Genomic DNA, 21877 nt, shown 5'->3' on the forward strand with positions numbered 1-21877 from the left:
TGCCCAGCGAACGGAACGGTCAGATGAGCGCACCTGCATTTGCAACGGGCCATGTCGAGGCCTTGTTCGACACGATGCCCGAAGGCGCACGGCAGGGCGCGCTCGCCCTCAGGTCGCTTATATTCGAAGCGGCGGCGGCGAACGCCCGGATCGGTCGTATCGAGGAAACAATCAAGTGGGGTCAACCCGCCTACCTGACACCGGATACGCGTAGCGGAAGCACGATCAGGATCGGCGTTCCGAAATCGGAAGACCACGACTTCGCGCTTTTCGTCCATTGCCAGACGGACCTGACGCGCAGGTTCGACGAGACCTATCCCGGTCTTTTCACCTATGAGGGCACCCGTGCGCTGCTCTTCAATTCTGCCGAGACGCCGGACGCCGAGGCCTTGCGGCACTGCATAGGAATGGCGCTGACCTATCACATCGGCTAGGCCGCCGCCCTCACCCAGACCTTGTTGTCGTGCACAGCCGCGCCGCCATAGGGCGCGGGCGCGTCAGCGCCTGTCAGCACGTTGATGCCCTCGCCGCGCTCATGCGCGTCGTTCGGCCAGAGCCCTTCCGCGATGACGACGCCGCGCTTGATTCCGTCGAACAGCTTCGCATGCAGAACGACCTCGCCGCGCCGGTTGCCGATCTCGACACGATCGCCGGTCGCGACGCCGAGCCTGGCAGCATCCTCGGGATGCAGAAGCAGCTCGGGACGCCCGCCTTCCTTTGTCCGCGAGGCTTCGGTTTCGGCGAAGCTCGAGTTGAGGAAGCTGCGCGCCGGCGATGTCGCCAGCCGAAACGGATGCTCGGCGTCGGCGACCTCGATCAGGTCCACGTGGTCGGGAAACTCGGGCAGACTTTCATAAGGCCCGAACGCTGCGCCCATGTTGCGCGGCGGCTTGTTGGGGGCGAAACCGCCGACCCATTGCGGCTTGAAGCTGAACTTTCCGTCCGCGTGGCCGAAGCCGTTGAGGAAATGCGCCGTCTCGAAATCCGGCTGCACGTCCAGCCATTTCGCCTTCCTCAGAGCATCGAAGCTGCCGGTCTCGTGCCGGCTGAGGAGCCTGTCGATATGCTCGCGCTCGGTCAGACCGAAGCCGGGCATATGCGCGACGCCCAAGCGCTTTGCCAGTTCCTCGATGACGAAATGATTGGTGCGCGGTCCCTCCGGCGGCTCGATCAGCTTCGGCCCGAGATTGATGTGCTGGTTGCCGCCACCCTTGTAGATGTCGTCGTGCTCCAGGAACATGGTGGCGGGTAGCACGACGTCGGCGAGTTTCGCCGTGTCGGTCATGAACTGTTCGTGGACGCAGGTGAAAAGGTCGTCGCGCAGGAAGCCCTGCTTCACCAGACGCTGCTCGGGCGCGACATTCACCGGGTTGGTATTCTGGATCAGCAACGCCGTAACCGGCGGCCCGCCAAACAGCGCGTCCTCGTGGCTCATCAGGACAGGTCCGATGCGTGAATGGTCTAGATAGCGGATGTCAGGGTCGCGTAGGGTCGCGCCTTCAAGCAGGCCGTTGTCGAACTTGAAGCCGGAAATACCGGAGTTCGAGTTTAAGGCACCGCCTCCTTCATATTGCCAGGCGCCGAGCACGGTCGGCACCGAAACCGCGGCATGCATCGCCACTGAGCCGTTGCGCTGGCGCGCGAAACCGTAGCCGAGGCGGAAATAGACCCGTTTCGTCTCGCCAATGAGCCGGGCGAAGGCCTCGATCTCTTCGACCGAAAGCCCGCATATGGCGGACGCCCATTCCGGCGTGCGGGTTGCCAGATGCGCTTCAAGCCCACGCGGATCGTCCGAGTATTTCTCCAGATACGGCCAGTCGGCCAAACCCTCGCGAAACAGCACGTGCATGACCGCGCAGGCAAGCGCCCCGTCCGTTCCGGGCTTGAGGATCAAGCCCATGTCGGCCTGCTTCATCGTGGCATTGTCGTAGATGTCGATGACGACGATCTTTGCGCCGCGCTCCTTGCGGGCCTTGACGGCATGGGTCATCACGTTGACCTGAGTGGAGACCGCATTGGTGCCCCAGATGACCACGCAATCGGACTTCGCCATCTCGCGCGGGTCCGAGCCGCGCAGCGCGCCGGTACCCATGACGTAGCCTGTCCAGGCGAGGTTGGTGCAGATCGAGCCAAAAAAGCCGGAGTATCTCTTGGCGTGGCGCAGGCGGTTTATCCCGTCGCGCTGCACCAGTCCCATCGTGCCGGCGTAGAAGTAGGGCCAGACAGTTTCGCTGCCCAACTTCTCCTCCGCCGCGATGAACTTTTCGGCCACGAGGTCGAGCGCGGCTTCCCAACTCGCCTCCTTCCAGGCGCCCTCGCCCTTCGCACCGGCACGGATAAGCGGCTTCAGCAGGCGGTCGGGATGGTGGACGCGGTCGGCGTAGCGCGCGACCTTGGCGCAGATGACGCCGGCCGTATAGCTGTTGGCCTTATCGCCGTGGACACGGCCGATGCGGGTGTCGGACAGCAACTCGACGTCGAGCGCGCAGGTGGACGGGCAGTCGTGCGGACAGGCCGAGTGGCCGATCTTCGCCTTGGCTTGCTTGACGGTGGCGTGTTGGTCCATGCGGCGTTTTTATCCGCATTTCGCGACTGCGAACAGGGCCAGAAAGCCCCGACGCGACGCGCTGGTGGCGCAATAGGGGCCGGTTCATCCCTTTGCTCGTTCGGCAATTTCCGCTTCCAGCACGGCGACCAACTCTTCAAGCTCGGCGAGGCGCTCCCGATGCTGCGCGGCAGATTTCGCGTTGTCGAACCATATCATGGCCCCGAACATCATGGCCAGGCTGCTGTCGAGCGGTACCGGGCAGACACCCTCGAACCGGTCGAACGACATGCACCGCCCAGCCTTGCGGCAGTCTGCGAATCGACATTTCGAATGGTATTCGACAGAGTCCGAGATGATCGTCATCGCGAGATGTGATCGGAAGTTATCGAACAGTATCTGTCGCTCTTCCGTCGTCGGTTCGAGCCCGGCTGCTGCTTCGTCCTGCCGGGACTTGTTTTTGTTTCTCATTGCTTTTCCTCTGGTTCGCCAGCTTTTCGGCACGGCTTCGCAGTGCCGCGGCGCAAAAGCGTCCGGTTGATGAAAGGTGAGGAAGACGGGCGGCCGTTCAGTCGCTCATCTAAAGGTATTACGTGCAACCTCGCGGTCGCCCGTCAGGCATGCTTCCCTCAACCGTTCCGCCGGCCATCGCGTGGTTTGTAAGACCACGGGCGGCACACAACGTCCGGTTCGAGGGCCGGACCTGTGGGCTCATCGCCCAGCCGCGCACCCCTGCGCGACCGACCCGGTACCCGCCTGCCCGAATGATAGGTGCGCATCCGTTTCCCCGCGCAGGCAGGACGAATTATGCGGGAGGCAAAAGGGGTGGGGAAAAATTGCGACCAAGAAAATCCTGCGAAAACAGATTAAGTCACTGGACGCATTTAGAGATTATTTGCAGAGACAAAGAATCCACATATAGTTTGTCCACTTCAACTCGCCGTCCGAAACCATCTCTGAACCAATTGCGTCCATGGTTGACGCACCGAACCTGCTGTTCAGGACAATGCTGTGACCAACGCTCTGAAGTCGGCGGAAGACAGCCCGCGCCAGCGGCGCATATGGCCTGCGGTCCTGGCCGTCATCCTGCTGCTGGCCGCGCTTCCGGTGGTGGTCATGCTCGACCTGCGCGACTTCACGCATCGCCTGTCCGAACGCCAGGCCAATGACATCAGCAAGATCATCACGGATATCCGCACGCTCTATGCCACCGACGTCGTCGGACGCATCCTGCAGGCCGATCCGCATACGAAGATCACCGCGACGGACAATTATCGGGATGTTGCAGGCGCCATCCCCATCCCGGCCACCTTCTCGCTGGAGATCGGGCGGCTGACGAGTTCGCGTGACAACACCGTCCGCTACGACTTCGTCTCCGATTATCCGTTTGCCGGCCGACCGTCGCACAATCTCGACAGCTTCCAACGTGACGCATTGGCAAATTCCGCGCCGACCCGGACATGCAGACCATCGAGGCAACGGAAGGCTCATGGAATCCAACGGTGCGGCTGGCGTCGCCCATCCGCATGACAGCCGCCTGCGTCTCCTGCCACAACAGCCATCCGGACAGTCCGAAAAAGGACTGGAAGGTCGGCGATATCAGGGGCATCCAGGCCGTCGCGGTGACCCAACCGCTATCCCAGGGATCCACCGGCTTCCACTATTTGTTTGCCTATTTCGCGGTGGCGCTGGCAGTCGGCGTGACATTCATCGTGCAGCAGCGCCGGCAGGCGCGCGAACTCGCGCTGGTCAACGGCGAGCTCAAGGAAGCCAACAACTTCCTCGCGACCGTGTCGTTCAAGATCGCAAAATACCTCTCGCCGGAGATCTACAAGAGCGTGTTCAGCGGCGAGCGCGACGTGAAGGTGACGGCCGAGCGCAAGAAACTGACCATCTTCTTCTCCGACATCATCGATTTCACCGCGACCACCGAGCGCATGCAGCCGGAGGAATTGACAGCGCATCTGAACGAATACCTGACGGAGATGTCGCACATCGCCATCGCCCACGGGGCTACGGTCGACAAGTTCATCGGCGACGCCATCCTCGCCTTCTTCGGTGACCCCAACACGCTCGGGGCGCGCGAGGATGCGCGTGCCTGCCTGAAGATGGCCCTGGCGATGCAGAAACGGCTCGAATTTCTGCAGGTGAAATGGCGCGAACAGGGCATCGAACACCCGTTCCGCGTCCGCATGGGAATAAACACCGGCTATTGCAACGTCGGCAATTTCGGCAGCGAGGACCGGATGGATTACACCATCATCGGCGCCGAGGCGAACCTTGCCGCGCGGCTGCAGAGCATCGCGCCGGCAGGCGGCATCATGCTGAGCTACGAGACCTACGCGCATGTCCGCGACCTGATCGACGCGGAAGCCGGCGAGCCGATCAGCATGAAGGGCATCAGCCGACCGGTCGTGCCGTACCTCGTACGCGGTGTGCGGGGCGAGCTGAAAGCTGACAGTGTCATTACGGAACAGGACGAGGGATTGTCGCTGACCTTGGACACGACGGGCATGGACCCCGCCAAGGCCGAGCGCCTGCGCAGCAAGCTGAAGTCCGTGCTGGACCAGCTCGAGGCAAAGCTGACCGTGCCTCCACCCCGTGAAACGACTTAAAGCCGGCCGGCCTCGCTTGCTCCTATCCCGGAGCCAGCCTGCCGACCAGATTTCGGGAACCCTCGCCTGACCGTTTCGTTTGGGTTCCACCAATTGAAGGAAAGACAGATGAAAAAAGCGCTGTTGGCCACAATCCTGTTTGCCTCGACCTCCCTGGCGAGCGCGCAGGAAACAGTATCCGTCGGCTTCGTGAACGGCGCAGGCCAGGACAACGGCACCGCCAACCTGACGGCGACGCCGGGCGGCGTGCTGATCGAGCTTGAGGTGTCCGGCCTTCCCGCCGGCCAGTGGGTCGCGTTCCACGTCCACGAGACTGGCTCATGCGACCACACCACGGGCCACGACTCCGCCGGCGGCCACTTCAACCCGACGGACAAGACGCACGGCTTCCTGTCGGCGGAGGGGCCTCATGCCGGTGACATGCCGAACCAGTATGTGTCCGCGGACGGGATCCTGCGCGCGCAGGTCTACAATGATCGCGTCCGGCTGAACCGGGAGAAGGATGGCATTCTCGGCCGGGCACTGATGATTCACGCACAGGCCGACGACTATCAGAGCCAGCCCTCGGGCAATGCCGGCAAGCGACTCGCCTGCGGCGTCATCGAATAGAGCAAGCCAGCGGCGCATCGCCGTTAGGCGTGGTTCCGTTGCAGCGGGGTAAGTTCGACTTTATATATTAGTCGATCCATAAATCGTCCGATGACTATGCGTGACCTGTCGAAACCGACGACGACAAAAGAAGCGAAGCCGCCGCGCGGGCGGCCTCGCGCGTTCGACCGCGAAGCGGCACTTGGTGCGGCGACACGGTTGTTCTGGGCAAAGGGCTATGAGGCGACATCGATCGCAGACCTGACGCAGGCAATGGGCATTGGGTCGCCGAGCCTCTATGCAGCGTTCGGGTCGAAGGAGGCGCTCTACGCCGAGGCGCTCGACTATTACCGGGCGAACTATCAAAGCCTGTTCTGGGACAAGTTTCAACGCGCTCCTACCGCGCGCGAGGCAGTGAGGACATTGCTGGTAGGTTCAGCCGGGGCACTGAGCGGATGCAGCGCCGGTACGCCGAGCGGATGCATGATTGCCCTGTCATCGGTTGGCAGCGAAGGACACAGGGAACTGGGCGCGAAAGTGTATGAGGCGCGAACCGCAGGGCTGCACGCCCTCAAGGCGCGCCTGCAAGCGGCCGTCGCCGACGGCGAAGTTCCCGCTTCGGTCGACATCGACGCTCTGGCCCGTTTCGTGGCGGCCGTGCAGGGCGGCATGTCGATCATGGCGCGCGATGGCGCAAATCAGGCCGAACTGGAAAGCGTGGCGGACGTCGCCATGACAGGCTGGGACGCGCGCATCGCCGGGAGCCGCACCTGACAGAAAAGGGACCGGCTGCGGCCGGTCCCTTCCGTCTCAGACGTTTAGCGTGGTCGGTCAGGTAAGCGCACCGCCATCGACAGTGAGAATAGTGCCTGTGATCTGCCGTGCCGCCGGGCTTGCAAGGAAGGCTACGGCGGCGGCGACGTCCTGCGGCTCTCCAAAGCGGCCGAGCGGAATCAACGATCGCTGGAATTCAGCGAATTCACCGTCGGCTGGGTTCATTTCAGTGTCGGTAGATCCCGGCTGCACCAAGTTTACGGTGATGTCTCGCGGTCCGAGTTCGCGCGCGAGGCCTCGAGTGAAAGAGTGGAGCGCCGACTTTGTCATGTAGTAGACGGTGCCCGTATCGCCGACGATGCGTTCAGCGCCGGCGGAGCCGATGGTAATGACCCGGCTGCCCTTGCCAAGGTGCGGAATCGCCGCTTGCGCGGTTAGCAGGGGCGAGCGCACGTTCACGTCCAGCAATGCATCGATGTCCGCAACGCTGATATCGGCGATGGTGCTGTAACGCGCTATCGCCGCATTGTTGACGAGAATGTCGAGACCGCCAAGAGCTGCCGCGGCCTCCTCCACTGATCGTTTGACCGCCTCGGGATCTGCGCTGTCTGCTTGGATAGCGAGCGCTTTGCGACCCCTCGCCTCGATTGCCTTGACTATCTCGGCAGCGCGGTCGGCGGACCGCTCGTAAGTTATGGCGACATCGGCGCCCTTGTCGGCAAGCGCAAGTGCAATCGCCGCGCCGATGCCACGCGATGCGCCGGTAACGAGAGCGCGTTTTCCAGACAGTTCAGTCATTGCAGTATCTTTCTGTGTTAATCGATACAGATTTAGCTATGGGCGGCCGGACCCGTTGTCAATGCTTTGTGTATCGATCAACACACAATGCCCTTATGTCCAACCTTATGCAAATCGCCCGATGCGCGGCCGATCTGCCAATACCAATTAGTATTGACTTATTGATGAGTATGGGCTAATTGATGAGTCATGATGCCGGAATCACCAGTCAGCAGCCTCATGCGTGCCCTCGCCGACCCGACGAGACGGGCCATATTCGAGCGTATCGTCCAGACGGACGAGATCACCGTCGCGGAACTGACGAAAGGGAGCGGAGTCACCCAGGGAGCGATCTCGCAGCACCTCAAGTCCCTGAAAAATGCGGGCTTGGTGAAGGAACGCCCGGCGGGCCGCAATGTCTTCTACCGCGCAGAGCCCAAGGGGCTGACGCCGCTCTTCGACTGGCTGAAGTATTACAGCGTCTTCTGGAACAACCGCTTCGCAGACCTCAGAACGCTCATGAAGGAACTGGACCCATGATCCAAGCCCTGCATCAGGCTGCCGACACACGCGCCATCGTGGTTGAACAGGTGTTTCCCCACGCGCCGGCCATGATCTGGAAAGCACTTACCACCGGTGCGCTGATGGCGCGCTGGATCATGCAGCCCGAGGGGTTCGAGCCCGTCGTCGGCAACCGTTTCAGCTATCGCACCACGCCGGCCGGCGCATGGGACGGGACGATCTCCTGCGAGGTCCTGGAACTGATACCCGAACGGCGCTTCGCCTATTCGTGGAAGGGCGGCGACGACGGAAACGCCGGCTACGGATCGAAGCTCGATACTGTCGTCACATGGGACCTGGAGCCATGCGACGCGGGCACACGCGTAAGGCTTGTGCATGCAGGCTTTGAGATGCCGCGCAACGAAGTCGCCTTCAACAACATGGGCGGCGGCTGGAAGAAGGTCGTGCCGAAACTTGGCGCGGTTGCCAACGAAACCGACTGAACCGGAGAAAAACATGATGAAACCTTACGCCGGCGGCTGCGCCTGCGGTGCGATCCGCTATGAGGTCACAGCCGAGCCGATGATGAGCAACGACTGCCAGTGCCGGCAGTGCCAGAAGGACAGCGGCACCGGCCACGGCTCCTATCTCGTCTTCCCCCGCGCCGCCGCGAAGATAACCGGACAGGCCAGCAGCTTCGATTTCACGGGCGATATGGGAACGATCAAGAGCCGCGCCTTCTGCAGCCATTGCGGCACGCCGGTTTACATGCTCTTCCCGACCATGCCGGACATTTTTGTAGTCAGGGCCGGCACGTTGGACGAGCCCGAGCGCTACCAATCGCAGATGGTATTCTGGACTGATGCCGCGCAGCCATGGGACAGGATCGACCCCGCCCTGCCCGCCTTCCCCCGCATGCCGCCCGCTTAGGAGCCAGCGGTCTTTTCCGACGTCTCCTTCGTGGCCATCAGCGCCGCGGTCGCGGCCAGCACTGCGAGGATGGCGAGCGCCGGAAGGCTGCTGCTCACCGCCGCGAGGAGGGTATCGCTGCTTGCCGTCAGCCAGCTCTTGTCCGTCCCGGCATCCTCCTGCAGCCGCCAAGCCAGCGTTGCCGCACCGACGGCGACGCCAAGGCTCGTGCCGAGCGCCCGCATCAGATTGAGCATCGATCCCGCCGCGCCGGACAGCGAAGCCGGTACTGCGGCCAGCGTGGCCGTGTTGTTGGGCGCGATGAAAAGGCCGAGGCCTATGCCGAACAGGATGAAGGCCACCGTGTGGTAGAGCCGGTGATGCGCGATGTCGGCGGTCGTCAGGATCAGCAGCACCACGGCTGCCAGACAAAGGAACATTCCCGCCATGCCGATGGTGCGGACACCGAAACGCTCGCGGAGTTGGCTGCTGAACGGAGCGGTGAGCCCCAGCGCCACCGGAACCAGCGCCAGCCTGAAGCCGGCCTCGGCGGGGCTTTCCGAATAGCCGTGCTCCAGCGCAAAGGACATGAGGAAGAATATCCCGTAGAGCAGCGCATAAGAGAGCGCCACCGCCGCCGAGCCGAGATAGAAGGCCGGAATCCGGAAAAGCGCGGGATTGATCAGCGGCGAAGACGAGGCGCGCTCGCGGCGGGCAAGCAGCCAGAACAGGATGGCCGCGACCACCACGCTGACAAGGCTGAATGTCGACACCATTCCAGCGCCGGAAGCATGGTTGAGCGCGGTCACCGTGAGGATCAGCGCTGGGCCGATCAGCAGCGCGCCGCCCCAGTCGAAGGTTTTCGCGCTGTCGTTGCCAGTTGTGCGCGGCAGCGCCAGCCATCCGAGCACCACGGCGACCAATCCGAACGGCACGGTGATCCAGAAGATCCATCGCCAGCCGAGCGTCGCCAGCAGGACGCCACCGACGGCAGGGCCCGCGCTCATGCCGATCGCCTGCGCCGCCGCGAAATAGCCGAGCGCCTTCCCACGCGATTCCTGCGGGACGGACTTCACCAGAATTGAGATGCTGTTCGCGCCGAGCAGCGATCCGCCGATACCCTGCAGGAATCGGAAGACCAGAAGCTGCTCGAAGCTCTCCGCCATACCGCAGAGCGCGCTCGCGGTGATGAAGACAGCGTAGCCTGCGATGTACAGCGTCTTGCGGCCAAACATCTCGCACAGGCGGCCGAAAATCGGCAGAAACGACGCGAAGGCCAGCAGGTAGGACAGCGCGACCCAGCTCACCTGCTGCAACGGCGCATCGAAGGCGCGACCCAGCGTCGGCAGGGCGAGCTGGACGATCGTTGCATCGAGCTGGCCAATGAAGGTCCCGACGCAGACGAGACCGACGACCACCCATTGATGCCACGGCTTGTTCTCGAACCATGACAGGGGCGCCGGCTCGACGAGCAACCGACCAAGAAACGGCGGCATGACTTCTCCTACGCCTCGCCGAACAGGCCCTTGCCGACCGTCTGCAGAAGTCCCCAGGCCTCGTCATAGGTCTTGGGTTCGTCGCTTTCGGGAAGCTTGGCCTTGGCGACGAGCGCGCCCATCAGGGCCTGCGCGGGCGGGCTCAGGGGCGCATTTCCGGCCTCCGGCGAGAACGGCCCCGCCTTTTCCGGGTTTGGCGGAACATATTGCGGTGTCGTCTCCGGCCAGTCCCAAGGCTGGCGCGGCTCGGTCAGATTGATCGCGTTGGTGATGTCGCGCGCCCCGGTGTCACGCGCCGTCAGCGGCTCCAGCCCGAACTTGTTGCAGAGCGTGGCTACCACGGCCGCGTGATGCATCTCGTCGTGGATGATCGTGCCGGCTTTCGTGTAGGCCGAGATCGCGATCGCAGGCACACGAACGCCGAGGCGATCGAACTGGAACCCCATCTCCGTGTTCGTCATCGGCCCCGGAGGCACGGCGGCGGGCGGGGGCACGTGGTCGTGGATACCGCCATGCTCGTCGAAGGTGACGAGCAGCATCGTGTTCATCGCGTTGGAGCCCTTGTCCGAGGCGCTGTTGCGGATCGCCATATAGACGTCGCTCAGCAGCTCCTCGCCGGCGCGCACGTCGGAATTGCCGCCGACCTCGACCTCTTTTCCGTCCTCGCCCTTGAAGGAATAGGAGGCCACCGGAGGATGCATGTCGTTGTGATCGAAGATGAGCCTCGGCTCGACGAAGGCGTAGGCCGGCAGCGTCCCGGCGGCGACATCGGCATAAAACTGCTTCATAGGCTTGAAGCGTGTCTTCCAGAGCGGCTCCAGCGCCGGGCCGTTGATGAAGCCCGTGAGCGACACGACCTGGCTCTCGTCGAAATAGACGGCCCAGGAGATCCCCTTTTCCTCCAGCCGGTTGAAGATGGTCGGGACGGCGTTAGCCTTCGGGTCCATCCACTTGCCGTAGCCGGCCTTGCCCCGGTTGACGACGAAGCCGGACGAGGTCGACGCATGGAAGAAAGCGCGGTTGCAGAAGGTCTGCGACGGCACCGCGCAGAACCATGCATCGTAGACGGCGAATTCGCGGGCAAGCGTGCTCGTGACCGGCATCATCTCGGGGCTGAAAGACCCCATGACGACAGCGAATTCCTCCTTGGTCGGCTGGCGGCCCTGTGTCGCCACGAAATTATTGATGTAGTCGGTGACAAAACCCTGCATTTCCGCCCTCGCGCCGGCCGGCGGCGCGTTGAACGGCGCGGTCATGTCGATGTACGTCACGTGGGCATTGCCAGGCGGATCGACGGTGCCGAACAACTGCGTGTTCACATGCGGATATTCCTCGCCCGGATCGGGGTTCGGGCTGTCCATGATCGTATCGGTCGGCCCGGTGTAGATGTGGGCGGGAATCGGCCCTTCCGGCGACGGGTTTGAATAGTCGCCATTGGCGAGGCCGTCGAAAGTCTGGCCCTCCGGTAGTTTTTCGGGCGGGTAGAGATAGCCGAGCAGATTGTCGAAGGACCGGTTCTCGAACATCAGGACGACGAGATGATCGAAGCCGGGCTTCTCGGGCACCGGCAGCAGTGGCGGCAGTTCGCCTGCTTGCGCACCCCCTTGCGCATGCGCGGCTCCGCCTGCCAGCGGTATGGCGCCCGCTCCTGCCGCTGCAGAAAGCTTCAGGAACCCCCGCCGTGATGTATGCGGCGGCCTCTTGTCGTTTGTCATGCTTCCCCCAAAGCCACAGATCCGGCAACGGGAGAATGCCGCGCGCGGCACATGACTGCAAGGGCCGGCGCGCGGCACATTTCAGGCGAACAATGCTCCGACGTTGGCCTGTTGGATCTACCTCAGATCGACTGGCCGCCAGATACTTCTATACGCTGGGCGTTGACCCAGCCGTTCTCCGGCTGAAGAAGGCTGGCGATCATCGGGCCGATGTCGTCGGGCAATCCAACGCGGCCGAGCGCAATCATTCCTGCGAACTGACGGTTCATTTCCGGGGTGTCTCGCACGGCGCCGCCCAGGAAGTCGGTCTCGATCGCGCCCGGCGCAACCGTATTGACGGCAATACCGCGACCTCCCAGTTCCTTCGCCATGTAGACGCTCAGCATTTCGACGGCCGCCTTTGCGGCGGAATAGGCGGCAAACCCAGGCACGGAGATGCGCGTGAGGCCCGACGACAGGTTCACGATGCGCGCGCCATCCGCCAGAAGCGGGAGCAAGGCCTGCGTGAGGAAGAACACGCCCTTGAAGTGCACGTTGACGAGCGAGTCGAACTGCGCCTCGGTCGTGTCTGCGATGAGCGCGTATTCGCCATGGCCTGCGTTGTTGACGAGATAGTCCAGCGTTTCGCGCGCAAAGGTCCCCCGCAGCGTTGCGCGCAGCCTCTCCACAAAATTGGGAAAGGTGGCGACGGCGCCTGTGTCGAGTTGGAGGGCAGCAGCCTTGCGACCCATTGCCTGAATCTCCGTGACGACGGCCTGGGCCTCGTCGGCCCGGCTGTGATAGGTGATGACCACGTCACTTCCCTTTCGCGCTATGCCAAGCGCGGTGTTTCGACCCAGACCCCGGCTTCCGCCGGTAACCAGAGCAACGTTTGTCATGTCAAAGTCTCCTTAAATGTCTGACGGGCCCGATATGGCCCAGCGGTCCGGACCGTTGTTGCCAGAAATTCGAAATCTCTTGCCTGATTGTCCGAATGGGCTGTGTGCCGCCGGCAAAACTGCTATGTCTGACGAATGACCACGCTTCTCGATGCGGTACGCCGTTATGCGGACGTCCATGCCGATCAGGACGGGATCGCGCGCACACCGATCGCCGGCCTCTCAACCGTCCGGGCCGCGCGACCCGGCGATCTCGTCCACGCCGTGTCACGGCCGCTTGTCGCTCTCGTGGTGCAGGGCGCCAAGCATGTCGCGATGGGGGCGTCCGAGTTCCGGTTCTCCGCCGGAGACTCGCTCCTTATCGCAGCGGATGTACCGACCGTGAGCCAGATCACGCGCGCCAGTATCGCCGCGCCATACTATTCGCTGGTGCTGGAACTCGATCCCGCCATCATCGGCGCACTTTCGATGCAGATGAAGGCCGTGGCTGCCTCCGATGACGCTCCAGTCCGGGTGAGTCCGACCGAAGAGGAGCTCGCCGACGTGGCCGTACGTCTCATGCGGCTCCTGGACCGCCCTTCATCCTTGCCTATCCTGCAGGAGCAACTCCTGCGCGAGGCCCACTATTGGCTGCTTGCCGGCCAGCACGGTAACGCCATCCGGCGTCTCGGCCTGCCTGACGGCAACGTCCAACGCATCGGTCGCGCGATCGCGCTGCTTCGGGCCGAGTATGCGCAGGTCCTGCCGGTGGAGCGGCTGGCGGCAATCGCCGGCATGAGCATCTCATCCTTCCATCAGCATTTCCGGGCAATCACCACGCTGTCGCCTCTGCAATTCCAGAAACAGCTTCGCCTGATCGAGGCACGCAGGATGATGATGTCGCAAGGCGCATCTCCCAGCAGCGCGGCGTTCGCCGTCGGCTATGAAAGCGTGCCGCAGTTTACACGCGAATACGGTCGCTTCTTCGGTTTACCACCGGTCAAGGACATCAGGGCAGCGAGAACGCTGTTGCAATCGGTGGCCTAAAGGCGCGGCCAGCCTGCTATGCGCCTGTGGCTTCTTCGTTTCGACGTTTGCCACGATCGGGCCGGGCTTGTGGACAGACGCGTTCAAGACCTATGGTCAATCCGCCTTTTTGGGGGATGAGGAAAGCATGGTCGCAGCAGCGCAGAAATCCCGGCATGTCGCCGTCCTCGCGGGCTCGCCGCGATTCGCGGGGCCGCTCGGGTCGATCAGCCATGTCGACGCCACCGACCTTCCGATCCTGCACCGGATGTCGATCCGTCGCCTCGTTCTGGAAGCGGGCGGCCTGCGCGAACCGCACTGGCACGCCAACGCCAACGAGCTTGGCTACTGCCTGCGCGGCGAGGCGCTCGTCACCATCGCGGGCAACCATGCGCAGCGCGACAGCTTCACGGTAACCAAGGGCGAAATGTTCTTCGTTCCGTCAGGGACGATGCACTGCATCGAGAACATCGGCCAATATGCAGCGGAATTCGTCCTCGCTTTTTCCCACGAAAAACCGGAGGATTTCGGCTTGCGCGCCTCTTTCGCGGCGATGCCTGACGGTGTGCTTGGGAACACCTATGACCTTCCTGCAGGCGCATTCGAGACATTCGACCGGAAGGGCGAGGCGCTCGAAATCCTCACCCTGCCCCGGCCGACGCCTGTCGAGGCGCAGGCCCGCCACGTCAACCGCTACAAGTACAGCATCGAGGCAGCCGCGCCGCAGATCGACTTCCACGCCGGCACCGCTCACACCACGAACGCCTCGCTCTGGCCGGCGCTGAAGGACATCGCGATGTACTCGGTGACGATCAGCACCGCGGGAATGCGCGAGCCGCATTGGCATCCCGAAACGGCCGAGATGGGCTATGTCGCCGCCGGCACGGTGCGCATGACCATTCTCGACCCGGACGGCGGCACCGACACCTATACGATCGGACCGGGCAACACCTATTTTATCCCGCGCGCCTATCCTCACCACATCGAGAATGTCGGCGAAGGCACCGCGCACCTGCTGATCTTCTTCGACCAGGTTTTCCCCGGCGACGTCGGCTATCGGACGCTGATCGACATGTTCCCGCGCCCCGTCGTGGCGGCGACGCTGGGGATAGCGGAAAAAGACCTGCCGGAATTCCCGTTCACGCAGATCGACCCGCTGCTGGTGGATCGCATCAACCCCAAGACATGAGGCAAGGCAGGCTCACGCCTCTCGCAGGATCTTCTCCATCGGCCTGCCCTTCGCCAGTTCGTCGATCAGCTTGTCGAGATAGCGTATCTCGCGCATGGTCGGCTCCGCGATGTCTTCGACGCGGACGCCGCAAATGAGGCCTTTGATCTGCGCGCGGGAAGGATTCATCTTCGGCGCCTTGGCAAAGAACGTCTCGAAGTCGGTACTGTCTGCAAGTCGCTGATCGAGTTGCTTTTGATTATAGCCGGTCAGCCAGAGGATTATCTCGTCGACCGCGGCCTTTGTGCGCCCCTTCTTCTCCGCCTTCCTCAAGTAGTGCGGGTAAACACTGGCAAAGCTCATCGTGTAGATGCGGTGCTTCTTCTCCACGCCTGTCCTCCTTGTGCCCTGAACCTATGAGAGAATGAAGGTCATGCACACCCGTCTTGGCCCACAATCTTGATCCAGTCTGCGTTACCCGACAGGGACCGGCCCTGCTATGCTGAACCATGTACACGCCACCAGCCTTCCGCGAGGATGATCCCTCGATCCTGCGCCAGATCATCCGGGAGGCGCGGCTGTCGACGCTTGTGACAGCCGCGCCAGAGGGGCTGCAGGCAACGCCGCTGCCGCTTTTCCTTGACGAAACGGAGGGAGAGCAAGGTGTGCTTTACGGGCATCTCGCCAAGGCGAATCCTCAATGGAAGACTGCGGCAAGCGGCGAAGCCCTTGCCATCTTTATGGGCCCGGATGCCTACATCACGCCCTCCTGGTATGCGTCCAAGCGAGAGCACGGCAGGGTGGTGCCGACATGGAACTATGCCGCTGTCCATGCCTACGGTCCCGTCGAGTTCTTCGAGGATGAAACGTGGCTGCTTCAGGCAGTAACGCGGCTGACTAACCTTCACGAAGGACAGCGCGAAGAACCCTGGGCGGTTACAGATGCGCCCGAGCCCTTTATCAAGTCGCAGTTGAAGGGCATCGTCGGGATGCGACTGACGATCGTGCGCATCGAAGGCAAGCGCAAGATGAGCCAGAACCGCTCCGAGCTTGATCGCGAGGGCGTGGCGGCCGGGCTTGCGGAAAGCGAACGCGCGACCGACCGGCTTGTCGCAACCATGATACCGACCCAGTCGAAATGAGCGAGGTGCGGGACTGAGCTGGCAACGGCTGCTGACGTCCCCTACTCCGCCGTGGCTTCCTCGTATTCCGTCGACATCTCCAGCCACTTTTCCTCGTGACGGGAGAGCTGACTGCCGAGCTCGGAGCGCTCCTTGGCAAGGCGGGTCGCCTTGATCGGATCCTTCTCGTACAGCGCGGGGTTGGCGAGCTCGTCCTCGATGGTGTCGATGCGCTTGCGCAGCCGGTCCATCAGCGCTTCCGTCGCGCGGATTTCCTTGGCCAGCGGTTCGGCGGCGGCGCGGCGCGCGGCGGCCTCGCGGCGGCGGTCGGCCTTGGACGCCTTCTCCGCCTCGCGCTTCTCGCGACGGTCGCCCGAAACGCCGGTGACCAGCGTCTTGTAGTCGTCGAGGTCGCCGTCATAGGGATGGACCGCGCCGTCCTTGACCAGCCAGAGCCGGTCGACGGTCGCCTCGAGCAGGTGGCGATCGTGGCTCACGAGGATGACCGCGCCGGGGAACTCGTTCAGCGCGTGCACCAACGCCTCGCGACTGTCGATGTCGAGGTGGTTGGTCGGCTCGTCGAGGATGAAGAGGTTCGGCCCCTCGAAGGCGGCAAGCCCCATCAGCAACCGAGCTTTCTCGCCGCCCGATAGGTCTTTCGCGGCCGTGTTCATCTTCTCGGTAGCGAGGCCGAACTGCGCGACGCGGGCGCGCACCTTCGATTCCGGCGCTTCGGGCATCAGGCAACGGACATGCTCGTAGGCGTTTTCCTCGGGCCTGAGGTCGTCGAGCTGGTGCTGCGCGAACATCGCGACCTTGAGTCCGGGGGCAACGGTGACCGTGCCGTTTTCGGGTTTCAGCCGGCCGGCCAGCATCTTGGCGAAGGTCGACTTGCCGTTGCCGTTTGCGCCGAGAAGCGCGATGCGGTCGTCGGCGTCGATGCGCAGCGTCATCTTCTTGAGCACCGGCTTGCCTGGAGCATAGCCGACATCCGCTCCTGAAATCGCAATGATCGGAGATGCGACAGTCTTCACTGGCTCGGGGAACGAGAACGGCCGCACCGTGTCGTCCACGAGGGCCGCGATCGGCTTCATCTTCTCCAGCGCCTTGATGCGCGACTGCGCCTGGCGCGCCTTGGAAGCCTTGGCGCGGAAGCGATCGACGAAGGACTGGAGATGCTTGCGGGCGGCCTCCTGCTTGACCCTGCCCTTCTCCTGCAACTCGCGCTGCTCCGACCACTGCCGCTCGAACTGGTCGTAGCCGCCGCGCCAGAAGGTCAGCTTCTTCTGATCGAGATGCACGATCGAGTTGACCGCGCGGTTGAGCAGGTCGCGGTCGTGGCTGATGAGCAGGACGGTGTGCGGGTATTTCGCGACATAATTCTCCAGCCAGAGCGTGCCTTCGAGATCGAGATAGTTGGTCGGCTCGTCGAGCAGCAGCAGGTCTGGTTCGGAAAACAGCACGGCGGCGAGCGCCACGCGCATGCGCCAGCCGCCCGAGAACGACGACGCGGGACGCCGCTGCGCCGCGTCGTCGAAGCCCAGGCCGGCAAGGATCGTCGCCGCGCGGGATTCGGCCGAATGCGCGTCGATGTCGGCAAGCCGCATATGGATTTCAGCAATACGGTTTGCGTCAGTGGCGGTCTGCTCCTCGGCAAGCAGCGCGGTGCGCTCGACATCGGCCTTGAGCACGATCTCGATCAGCGGTTCCTCGGTGCCTGGCGCTTCCTGAGCCACCTGGCCGATGCGGGTGTTCTTGGGAATGGAGACCGAGCCGGTCTCGGAACCCAGATCGCCGGTGATAGCGCGGAAAAGAGTGGTCTTGCCGGTGCCGTTGCGTCCGACAAGACCTGCCTTGGTGCCGGCAGGCAGTGTCAGCGACGCGTGGTCGAGCAGAAGGCGTCCGGCGATGCGGAGCGAAAGGTCATTGATAGCAAGCATGGCGGGTGGCTTTTGCACTGCAAAGGCCACGACCGCAAGCTGCTGCAAGCACAAAACAAAACGGCCCGCGCATGGCGGGCCGTTTTGATTCTCGTGGCATTTAGCCTAGCGGCTGGCCATCTGTACCAGCTTGCACAGGGCCGCGATATCGGCATCGATCTGCAGGCCTGAGCCCATCACCTGCTTGCAGCGCTTCTTGTTGCGCATCAGTTCCTTGTCGGACATCTGCGCCACAACTCCACGCAAGCCCGGATTGTTGACACCTGGCGTGCCGGGAGTGCCGGGTGTACCGGGTGTACCCGTCGTCGGGGTGCCGATGCCAACGCCAACACCGACATTGACGCCGCTCCCGACATTGGCGCCAACGCCCGCGTTGATGCCGCTGGTGCCACCAACCGAGGCCCCAACCCCGGCGCTGACGCCGCTGGTGCCGCCGACCGAGGCGCCAACCCCGGCATTCACGCCGCCCGACCCACCGACGGAAGCGCCGGCTCCGACACCGAGCCCGCCGCCCGATCTGCCTCCCACGGAAGCCCCGGCGCTGATACCGCCGATGCTGGCGCCGACGTCGAGCGCCGATGCTGGTCCACAAAGCAGCGCCAATACCGCGGCGCCTGCGAAAAGTTTGGAAAACTTCGCTTGGTTGCTCAAGGTACTCTCCTTCTGGTTGCTGCCTGACAGCCGACCTGAGGCAAGCTGCCTGCGACACAAGAAGTGTAGTCCTCCCGAAAACAACGACCATTCGCATCGAAAAGAATGGTTTTCGGGATGCTCTCACGGACCGTGGCATTTGATTCAAACTTTCAGGGACCGGCCAGACCGACAACCTATGAGTGTCACGAAAACGCGCGCCGGATGGCCTTGACGTCGCGTTCGGGTTTGTTAACTGTCTGCCACGAAACGGTTCAAGCATGAACGATAAGTCAGACCTCCCTTGGGACAATCCCCGCTTTCGCAACTGGGTAGCGGTCACAAGGGCGTGTCATGCCGTAGAGCGGGCGGCCGCTGCGGCGCTGGCTCCGCTGAATCTGAAGCCGGCGCAGTTCGACGTGCTGATGGCGCTCCACCGGCATCCGTCCATGTCCCAGCACGACCTCGCACGAAAGCTGATGGTAGGACGCTCGAACATCACCATGCTTCTGCCGCAACTGGAAAAGCGGCAACTCGTGCAGCGCCAGAGCGACGAGAAGGACAAGCGCGTCCTGAGGCTTACCCTGACGAACGAGGGCGAGGAACTGCTTGTGCGAGCGCTGCAGGTCCATGCCGCTTTGGTCGAAAAGGTCATGAGCCGCTCCAGCCTGGACGAATGCGAGATGCTGGGCAAGCAGATGCGCAAGGTGGCCGACGTCCTCGACATCGAACCCGACCACGAGGTCAGGCGGTAGCCCGACTGACGCGGCCGCGCGGAGCGGCTTGCCGCCCGCCGATCCGGGGACGGACCAAGGCGACCAGCGCAAGCGCCAGACCCGTGGCAAGGACCCACCATGCAGGCCTGATCGAGTAGGAGAACTGCAGGTTGGCGGCCAGCACCCGGCCCGGAGGCACCCCGGTCGCAAGGGCATACCATGCATATTCAATTGCCGCCGTCCCGAGCGCTGCGACAACCGCGATCGTCAAGAGAACCGGAAACGACGTGATGGCGAAACCGCGCCAGCGCGCCACGCGATAGAGCATGAGAAGCAACAGGAAGCCGGCCATCAGGGTCGGCTCGAAAACATCGGCCTTTGACTGGATGAAGAAGTGGAAGGCAGCCAGCGGCGCGATCAGATAGACGATCTTGTGCAGCCGGTTCCAGTTGCCGCCGAGGCGCCGGATGGCGGCATCCGTCGACGTGGCACCCAGCGCGACCAGACCAACAACCGCGACAAAGCCGATGGTGAGATAGAAGCGCAGAACGATTTCGGAGGCGATGCGTGCAAGGTCGAACCGCTGGTCTAGCGCATAGAGCGTGAAATGCGTGAGCGCGTAACACATCGCGCCGACGCCCAGCATTCGCCGGACCACGATGAGTTTCGGCCAGCCGGCGATGAAGCGCAGCGGCGTTACCGCCAGCGACAGCCAGATGAACCGGATCGCCCAGTCGCCGGTGCGCAGGATGGCCTCGTCTATTGGTCGCGGCCCGAGGTCGCCGCTGACCGCCCGCCACGCGATCCAGATGGCAGGCATGCATATGCCCGCGAAAACCGTGGCCTTGAGGGGAGAGAACGTGCCTGATCGATCGGTCCAAGGGGTCATGCGGCGGTTCCGGTTATCGCTCAGATACGTTTGGAACGCAGATTTGTTACCGCGAACGCATCAAATCGTAGTGACCGTCAGTCTCGCGACAGGCCTTTTGCCTCGAGCGACGCAAGATAATCCGACCATACTGCATCCTTTTCGTGGCCGAGCCGGTGGAGATAGTTCCAAGTGAAGATGCCGGTGCTGTGGCCATCATCGAAGACGATGCGTACCGCATAGTTGCCGACCGGCTCGATCGTCGAAATGGCGACGTTTCGCTTGCCGGGCACGGTAACGCGCTGCTCCGGCGAATGGCCCTGCACTTCGGCGGAAGGGGAAGCGACGCGCAACAGTTCGGCCGAAAGGTCGAACGGATCATGGTCGTGATAGGTGACCGTGAGAGTCCTGCGATCCTTCGAGACCCTCAGTTCCTTCGGTGCGCTCATGGATTCATCCAGTTTTCAAACGCCTTGGTACGGCATAAGTCGTTCAGCGGCATCCATTTTCCGCAAAAAACTTGAACGGGTGGCCAGATCGTATCACATGGCGGTATATAGCGCCCGCCAGCAACGGGACAGTTGGAACAGGCATGCACATGATCGACCCCTTCGGTCGCACAATTAGCTACTTGCGCGTATCGGTCACCGACCGGTGCGATTTCCGCTGTACCTATTGCATGGCGGAAGACATGGCCTTCCTGCCGAAGCGCGATCTGCTGTCGCTCGAGGAACTCGACAGGCTGTGCAGCGTGTTCATCGAGAAGGGTGTCAGGAAGCTTCGGTTGACGGGCGGCGAACCGCTGGTGCGCAAGAACATCATGCACCTCATCCGCGAATTATCGCGTCATCTCCATAGCGGTGCCCTAGAGGAACTGACGCTGACGACCAACGGCTCCCAGCTTGCGCGATTCGCGGGAGACCTGGCCGATGCGGGCGTAAGGCGGATAAACGTATCGCTCGACACGCTGGACCCGGAAAAGTTTCGCGCGATCACCCGGTGGGGCAATCTGCCGAAGGTGCTCGAAGGAATTGACGCCGCGCAGGCGGCTGGACTCAAGATCAAGATCAACGCGGTGGCCCTGAAGGGTTTCAACGACGCCGAAATTCCCGAGCTGATGCGCTGGGCGCACGGGCGTGGCATGGACCTGACGGTCATCGAGACGATGCCGATGGGCGAGATTGATGAAGACCGTACCGAGCAGTATCTGCCGTTGTCGCTGCTTCGAGCGCAGTTGGAGCAGGCGTTCACGCTGAACGACATCCCGTACAAGACAGGCGGCCCTGCACGCTATGTCGATGTGCAGGAAACCGGCGGACGCTTAGGCTTCATTACGCCGATGACCCACAATTTCTGCGAAAGCTGCAACCGGGTGCGGCTCACCTGCACCGGTACCCTCTACATGTGCCTCGGGCAGGAGGATGCGGCCGATCTGCGCGCGCCGCTGCGTGCCTCCGAAGGCAACGAGCCAGTGTCAGCGGCCATCGACGAAGCCATCGGCCGCAAGCCGAAGGGACATGACTTCGTCATCGATCGCAGGACCAGCCGGCCGGCCGTGTCGCGCCATATGAGCGTCACCGGCGGCTGAACTCCCAACTCAGCGCGGATTGGCCCAAAGCTTTCCGTTTGCG

General features: G+C 62.9%; 22 protein-coding genes and 1 pseudogene. 12 read left to right on the plus strand and 11 right to left on the minus strand.

What is annotated here, in order from left to right:
- The first annotated feature begins 23 nt into the window (after positions 1–23).
- Positions 24–434, plus strand: a complete 411-nt coding sequence (locus ABMA32_RS09165) for a DUF1801 domain-containing protein (RefSeq protein WP_349013473.1) — start codon at positions 24–26, stop codon at positions 432–434.
- On the opposite strand, the gene ABMA32_RS09170 is transcribed toward ABMA32_RS09165, so the two are convergent.
- Together ABMA32_RS09170 and ABMA32_RS09175 are read right to left on the minus strand one after the other, a co-directional pair.
- The gene (locus tag ABMA32_RS09170; RefSeq protein ID WP_349013474.1) at positions 431–2566 is read right to left on the minus strand and encodes a molybdopterin oxidoreductase family protein; all 2136 of its coding nucleotides are present in this window, start codon (positions 2564–2566) and stop codon (positions 431–433) included. The two genes, ABMA32_RS09165 and ABMA32_RS09170, sit on opposite strands and share 4 nt — an antisense overlap.
- A gap of 84 nt (positions 2567–2650) precedes the next feature.
- On the minus strand, positions 2651–3016 hold the full coding sequence (locus ABMA32_RS09175; protein WP_349013475.1) for a hypothetical protein: 366 nt from the start codon (positions 3014–3016) through the stop codon (positions 2651–2653).
- 552 nt (positions 3017–3568) lie between these two features.
- Between ABMA32_RS09175 and ABMA32_RS09180 the strand changes: the two are divergent.
- The 3 genes and pseudogenes from ABMA32_RS09180 (at position 3569) to ABMA32_RS09190 (ending at position 6522) form a co-directional block, all read left to right on the plus strand.
- Positions 3569–5160 (plus strand): annotated as a pseudogene (locus ABMA32_RS09180) (adenylate/guanylate cyclase domain-containing protein).
- 108 nt (positions 5161–5268) lie between these two features.
- Positions 5269–5769, plus strand: a complete 501-nt coding sequence (locus ABMA32_RS09185) for a superoxide dismutase family protein (RefSeq protein ID WP_349013476.1) — start codon at positions 5269–5271, stop codon at positions 5767–5769.
- Between the two features lie 96 nt (positions 5770–5865).
- On the plus strand, positions 5866–6522 hold the full coding sequence (locus tag ABMA32_RS09190; RefSeq protein WP_349014695.1) for a TetR/AcrR family transcriptional regulator: 657 nt from the start codon (positions 5866–5868) through the stop codon (positions 6520–6522).
- 57 nt (positions 6523–6579) lie between these two features.
- On the opposite strand, the gene ABMA32_RS09195 is transcribed toward ABMA32_RS09190, so the two are convergent.
- Positions 6580–7320 (minus strand): SDR family NAD(P)-dependent oxidoreductase, encoded by a 741-nt coding sequence (locus ABMA32_RS09195; RefSeq protein WP_349013477.1) that lies wholly within the window; start codon positions 7318–7320, stop codon positions 6580–6582.
- A 189-nt stretch (positions 7321–7509) separates the two neighbouring features.
- Here ABMA32_RS09195 and ABMA32_RS09200 point away from each other — a divergent pair, with 189 nt between their 5' ends.
- The 3 genes from ABMA32_RS09200 to ABMA32_RS09210 are packed head-to-tail and all read left to right on the plus strand — an operon-like array spanning position 7510 to position 8730.
- Positions 7510–7839, plus strand: coding sequence for an ArsR/SmtB family transcription factor (locus ABMA32_RS09200; RefSeq protein WP_349013478.1), 330 nt, complete (start codon positions 7510–7512; stop codon positions 7837–7839).
- Positions 7836–8303, plus strand: a complete 468-nt coding sequence (locus ABMA32_RS09205; protein ID WP_349013479.1) for an SRPBCC family protein — start codon at positions 7836–7838, stop codon at positions 8301–8303. The genes ABMA32_RS09200 and ABMA32_RS09205 overlap by 4 nt, the downstream gene beginning before the upstream one ends.
- Before the next feature lie 13 nt (positions 8304–8316).
- Positions 8317–8730: a GFA family protein gene (locus ABMA32_RS09210; RefSeq protein WP_349013480.1), complete on the plus strand. Its 414-nt coding sequence runs from the start codon at positions 8317–8319 to the stop codon at positions 8728–8730.
- On the opposite strand, the gene ABMA32_RS09215 is transcribed toward ABMA32_RS09210, so the two are convergent.
- From ABMA32_RS09215 to ABMA32_RS09225, 3 genes are all read right to left on the minus strand, one after another.
- Positions 8727–10205 carry an MFS transporter gene (locus ABMA32_RS09215; RefSeq protein WP_349013481.1) on the minus strand — a complete coding sequence of 493 codons (1479 nt, stop codon included), beginning with the start codon at positions 10203–10205 and terminating at the stop codon, positions 8727–8729. The two genes, ABMA32_RS09210 and ABMA32_RS09215, sit on opposite strands and share 4 nt — an antisense overlap.
- 8 nt (positions 10206–10213) lie before the next feature.
- The gene (locus ABMA32_RS09220; RefSeq protein WP_349013482.1) at positions 10214–11920 is read right to left on the minus strand and encodes an alkaline phosphatase family protein; all 1707 of its coding nucleotides are present in this window, start codon (positions 11918–11920) and stop codon (positions 10214–10216) included.
- Between the two features lie 122 nt (positions 11921–12042).
- Positions 12043–12798, minus strand: coding sequence for an SDR family oxidoreductase (locus ABMA32_RS09225; protein WP_349013483.1), 756 nt, complete (start codon positions 12796–12798; stop codon positions 12043–12045).
- A 135-nt stretch (positions 12799–12933) separates the two neighbouring features.
- On the opposite strand from ABMA32_RS09225, the gene ABMA32_RS09230 reads away from it, so the two are divergent.
- Positions 12934–13824 carry an AraC family transcriptional regulator gene (locus ABMA32_RS09230; protein ID WP_349013484.1) on the plus strand — a complete coding sequence of 297 codons (891 nt, stop codon included), beginning with the start codon at positions 12934–12936 and terminating at the stop codon, positions 13822–13824.
- A 127-nt stretch (positions 13825–13951) separates the two neighbouring features.
- On the plus strand, positions 13952–14992 hold the full coding sequence (locus tag ABMA32_RS09235; RefSeq protein WP_349013485.1) for a cupin domain-containing protein: 1041 nt from the start codon (positions 13952–13954) through the stop codon (positions 14990–14992).
- Between the two features lie 12 nt (positions 14993–15004).
- Here ABMA32_RS09235 and ABMA32_RS09240 read toward each other — a convergent pair whose 3' ends face one another.
- The gene (locus tag ABMA32_RS09240; RefSeq protein ID WP_349014696.1) at positions 15005–15334 is read right to left on the minus strand and encodes a DUF2200 domain-containing protein; all 330 of its coding nucleotides are present in this window, start codon (positions 15332–15334) and stop codon (positions 15005–15007) included.
- Between the two features lie 146 nt (positions 15335–15480).
- Between ABMA32_RS09240 and ABMA32_RS09245 the strand changes: the two genes are divergently transcribed.
- On the plus strand, positions 15481–16113 hold the full coding sequence (locus ABMA32_RS09245; RefSeq protein ID WP_349013486.1) for an FMN-binding negative transcriptional regulator: 633 nt from the start codon (positions 15481–15483) through the stop codon (positions 16111–16113).
- Between the two features lie 41 nt (positions 16114–16154).
- On the opposite strand, the gene ABMA32_RS09250 is transcribed toward ABMA32_RS09245, so the two are convergent.
- Complete coding sequence (locus ABMA32_RS09250) at positions 16155–18032, minus strand: ABC-F family ATP-binding cassette domain-containing protein (RefSeq protein WP_349013487.1); 1878 nt, start codon at positions 18030–18032, stop codon at positions 16155–16157.
- Between the two features lie 105 nt (positions 18033–18137).
- The gene (locus tag ABMA32_RS09255; protein ID WP_349013488.1) at positions 18138–18683 is read right to left on the minus strand and encodes a hypothetical protein; all 546 of its coding nucleotides are present in this window, start codon (positions 18681–18683) and stop codon (positions 18138–18140) included.
- A gap of 260 nt (positions 18684–18943) precedes the next feature.
- Between ABMA32_RS09255 and ABMA32_RS09260 the strand changes: the two genes are divergently transcribed.
- Positions 18944–19417, plus strand: coding sequence for a MarR family winged helix-turn-helix transcriptional regulator (locus ABMA32_RS09260; RefSeq protein ID WP_349013489.1), 474 nt, complete (start codon positions 18944–18946; stop codon positions 19415–19417).
- Here ABMA32_RS09260 and ABMA32_RS09265 read toward each other — a convergent pair.
- Positions 19407–20267 (minus strand): protein-methionine-sulfoxide reductase heme-binding subunit MsrQ, encoded by an 861-nt coding sequence (locus ABMA32_RS09265; RefSeq protein ID WP_349013490.1) that lies wholly within the window; start codon positions 20265–20267, stop codon positions 19407–19409. The genes ABMA32_RS09260 and ABMA32_RS09265 overlap by 11 nt on opposite strands.
- A gap of 77 nt (positions 20268–20344) precedes the next feature.
- Positions 20345–20695, minus strand: coding sequence for a gamma-butyrobetaine hydroxylase family protein (locus ABMA32_RS09270; protein ID WP_349013491.1), 351 nt, complete (start codon positions 20693–20695; stop codon positions 20345–20347).
- A 143-nt stretch (positions 20696–20838) separates the two neighbouring features.
- Here ABMA32_RS09270 and moaA point away from each other — a divergent pair, with 143 nt between their 5' ends.
- Complete coding sequence (moaA, locus tag ABMA32_RS09275) at positions 20839–21834, plus strand: GTP 3',8-cyclase MoaA (protein WP_349013492.1); 996 nt, start codon at positions 20839–20841, stop codon at positions 21832–21834.
- Positions 21835–21877 lie beyond the last annotated feature (43 nt).

It is taken from the genome of Mesorhizobium quangtriensis (assembly GCF_040081925.1).
GTDB classification, from domain to species: domain Bacteria; phylum Pseudomonadota; class Alphaproteobacteria; order Rhizobiales; family Rhizobiaceae; genus Mesorhizobium_K; species Mesorhizobium_K quangtriensis.

Coding starts and splice junctions, on each gene's coding strand:
- ABMA32_RS09165 (WP_349013473.1), top strand. CDS start 24: ATGAGCGCACCTGCATTTGCAACGGGCCATGTCGAGGCCTTGTTCGAC.
- ABMA32_RS09170 (WP_349013474.1), bottom strand. CDS start 2,566: ATGGACCAACACGCCACCGTCAAGCAAGCCAAGGCGAAGATCGGCCAC.
- ABMA32_RS09175 (WP_349013475.1), bottom strand. CDS start 3,016: ATGAGAAACAAAAACAAGTCCCGGCAGGACGAAGCAGCAGCCGGGCTC.
- ABMA32_RS09185 (WP_349013476.1), top strand. CDS start 5,269: ATGAAAAAAGCGCTGTTGGCCACAATCCTGTTTGCCTCGACCTCCCTG.
- ABMA32_RS09190 (WP_349014695.1), top strand. CDS start 5,866: ATGCGTGACCTGTCGAAACCGACGACGACAAAAGAAGCGAAGCCGCCG.
- ABMA32_RS09195 (WP_349013477.1), bottom strand. CDS start 7,320: ATGACTGAACTGTCTGGAAAACGCGCTCTCGTTACCGGCGCATCGCGT.
- ABMA32_RS09200 (WP_349013478.1), top strand. CDS start 7,510: ATGATGCCGGAATCACCAGTCAGCAGCCTCATGCGTGCCCTCGCCGAC.
- ABMA32_RS09205 (WP_349013479.1), top strand. CDS start 7,836: ATGATCCAAGCCCTGCATCAGGCTGCCGACACACGCGCCATCGTGGTT.
- ABMA32_RS09210 (WP_349013480.1), top strand. CDS start 8,317: ATGATGAAACCTTACGCCGGCGGCTGCGCCTGCGGTGCGATCCGCTAT.
- ABMA32_RS09215 (WP_349013481.1), bottom strand. CDS start 10,205: ATGCCGCCGTTTCTTGGTCGGTTGCTCGTCGAGCCGGCGCCCCTGTCA.
- ABMA32_RS09220 (WP_349013482.1), bottom strand. CDS start 11,920: ATGACAAACGACAAGAGGCCGCCGCATACATCACGGCGGGGGTTCCTG.
- ABMA32_RS09225 (WP_349013483.1), bottom strand. CDS start 12,798: ATGACAAACGTTGCTCTGGTTACCGGCGGAAGCCGGGGTCTGGGTCGA.
- ABMA32_RS09230 (WP_349013484.1), top strand. CDS start 12,934: ATGACCACGCTTCTCGATGCGGTACGCCGTTATGCGGACGTCCATGCC.
- ABMA32_RS09235 (WP_349013485.1), top strand. CDS start 13,952: ATGGTCGCAGCAGCGCAGAAATCCCGGCATGTCGCCGTCCTCGCGGGC.
- ABMA32_RS09240 (WP_349014696.1), bottom strand. CDS start 15,334: ATGAGCTTTGCCAGTGTTTACCCGCACTACTTGAGGAAGGCGGAGAAG.
- ABMA32_RS09245 (WP_349013486.1), top strand. CDS start 15,481: ATGTACACGCCACCAGCCTTCCGCGAGGATGATCCCTCGATCCTGCGC.
- ABMA32_RS09250 (WP_349013487.1), bottom strand. CDS start 18,032: ATGCTTGCTATCAATGACCTTTCGCTCCGCATCGCCGGACGCCTTCTG.
- ABMA32_RS09260 (WP_349013489.1), top strand. CDS start 18,944: ATGAACGATAAGTCAGACCTCCCTTGGGACAATCCCCGCTTTCGCAAC.
- ABMA32_RS09265 (WP_349013490.1), bottom strand. CDS start 20,267: ATGACCCCTTGGACCGATCGATCAGGCACGTTCTCTCCCCTCAAGGCC.
- ABMA32_RS09270 (WP_349013491.1), bottom strand. CDS start 20,695: ATGAGCGCACCGAAGGAACTGAGGGTCTCGAAGGATCGCAGGACTCTC.
- moaA (WP_349013492.1), top strand. CDS start 20,839: ATGCACATGATCGACCCCTTCGGTCGCACAATTAGCTACTTGCGCGTA.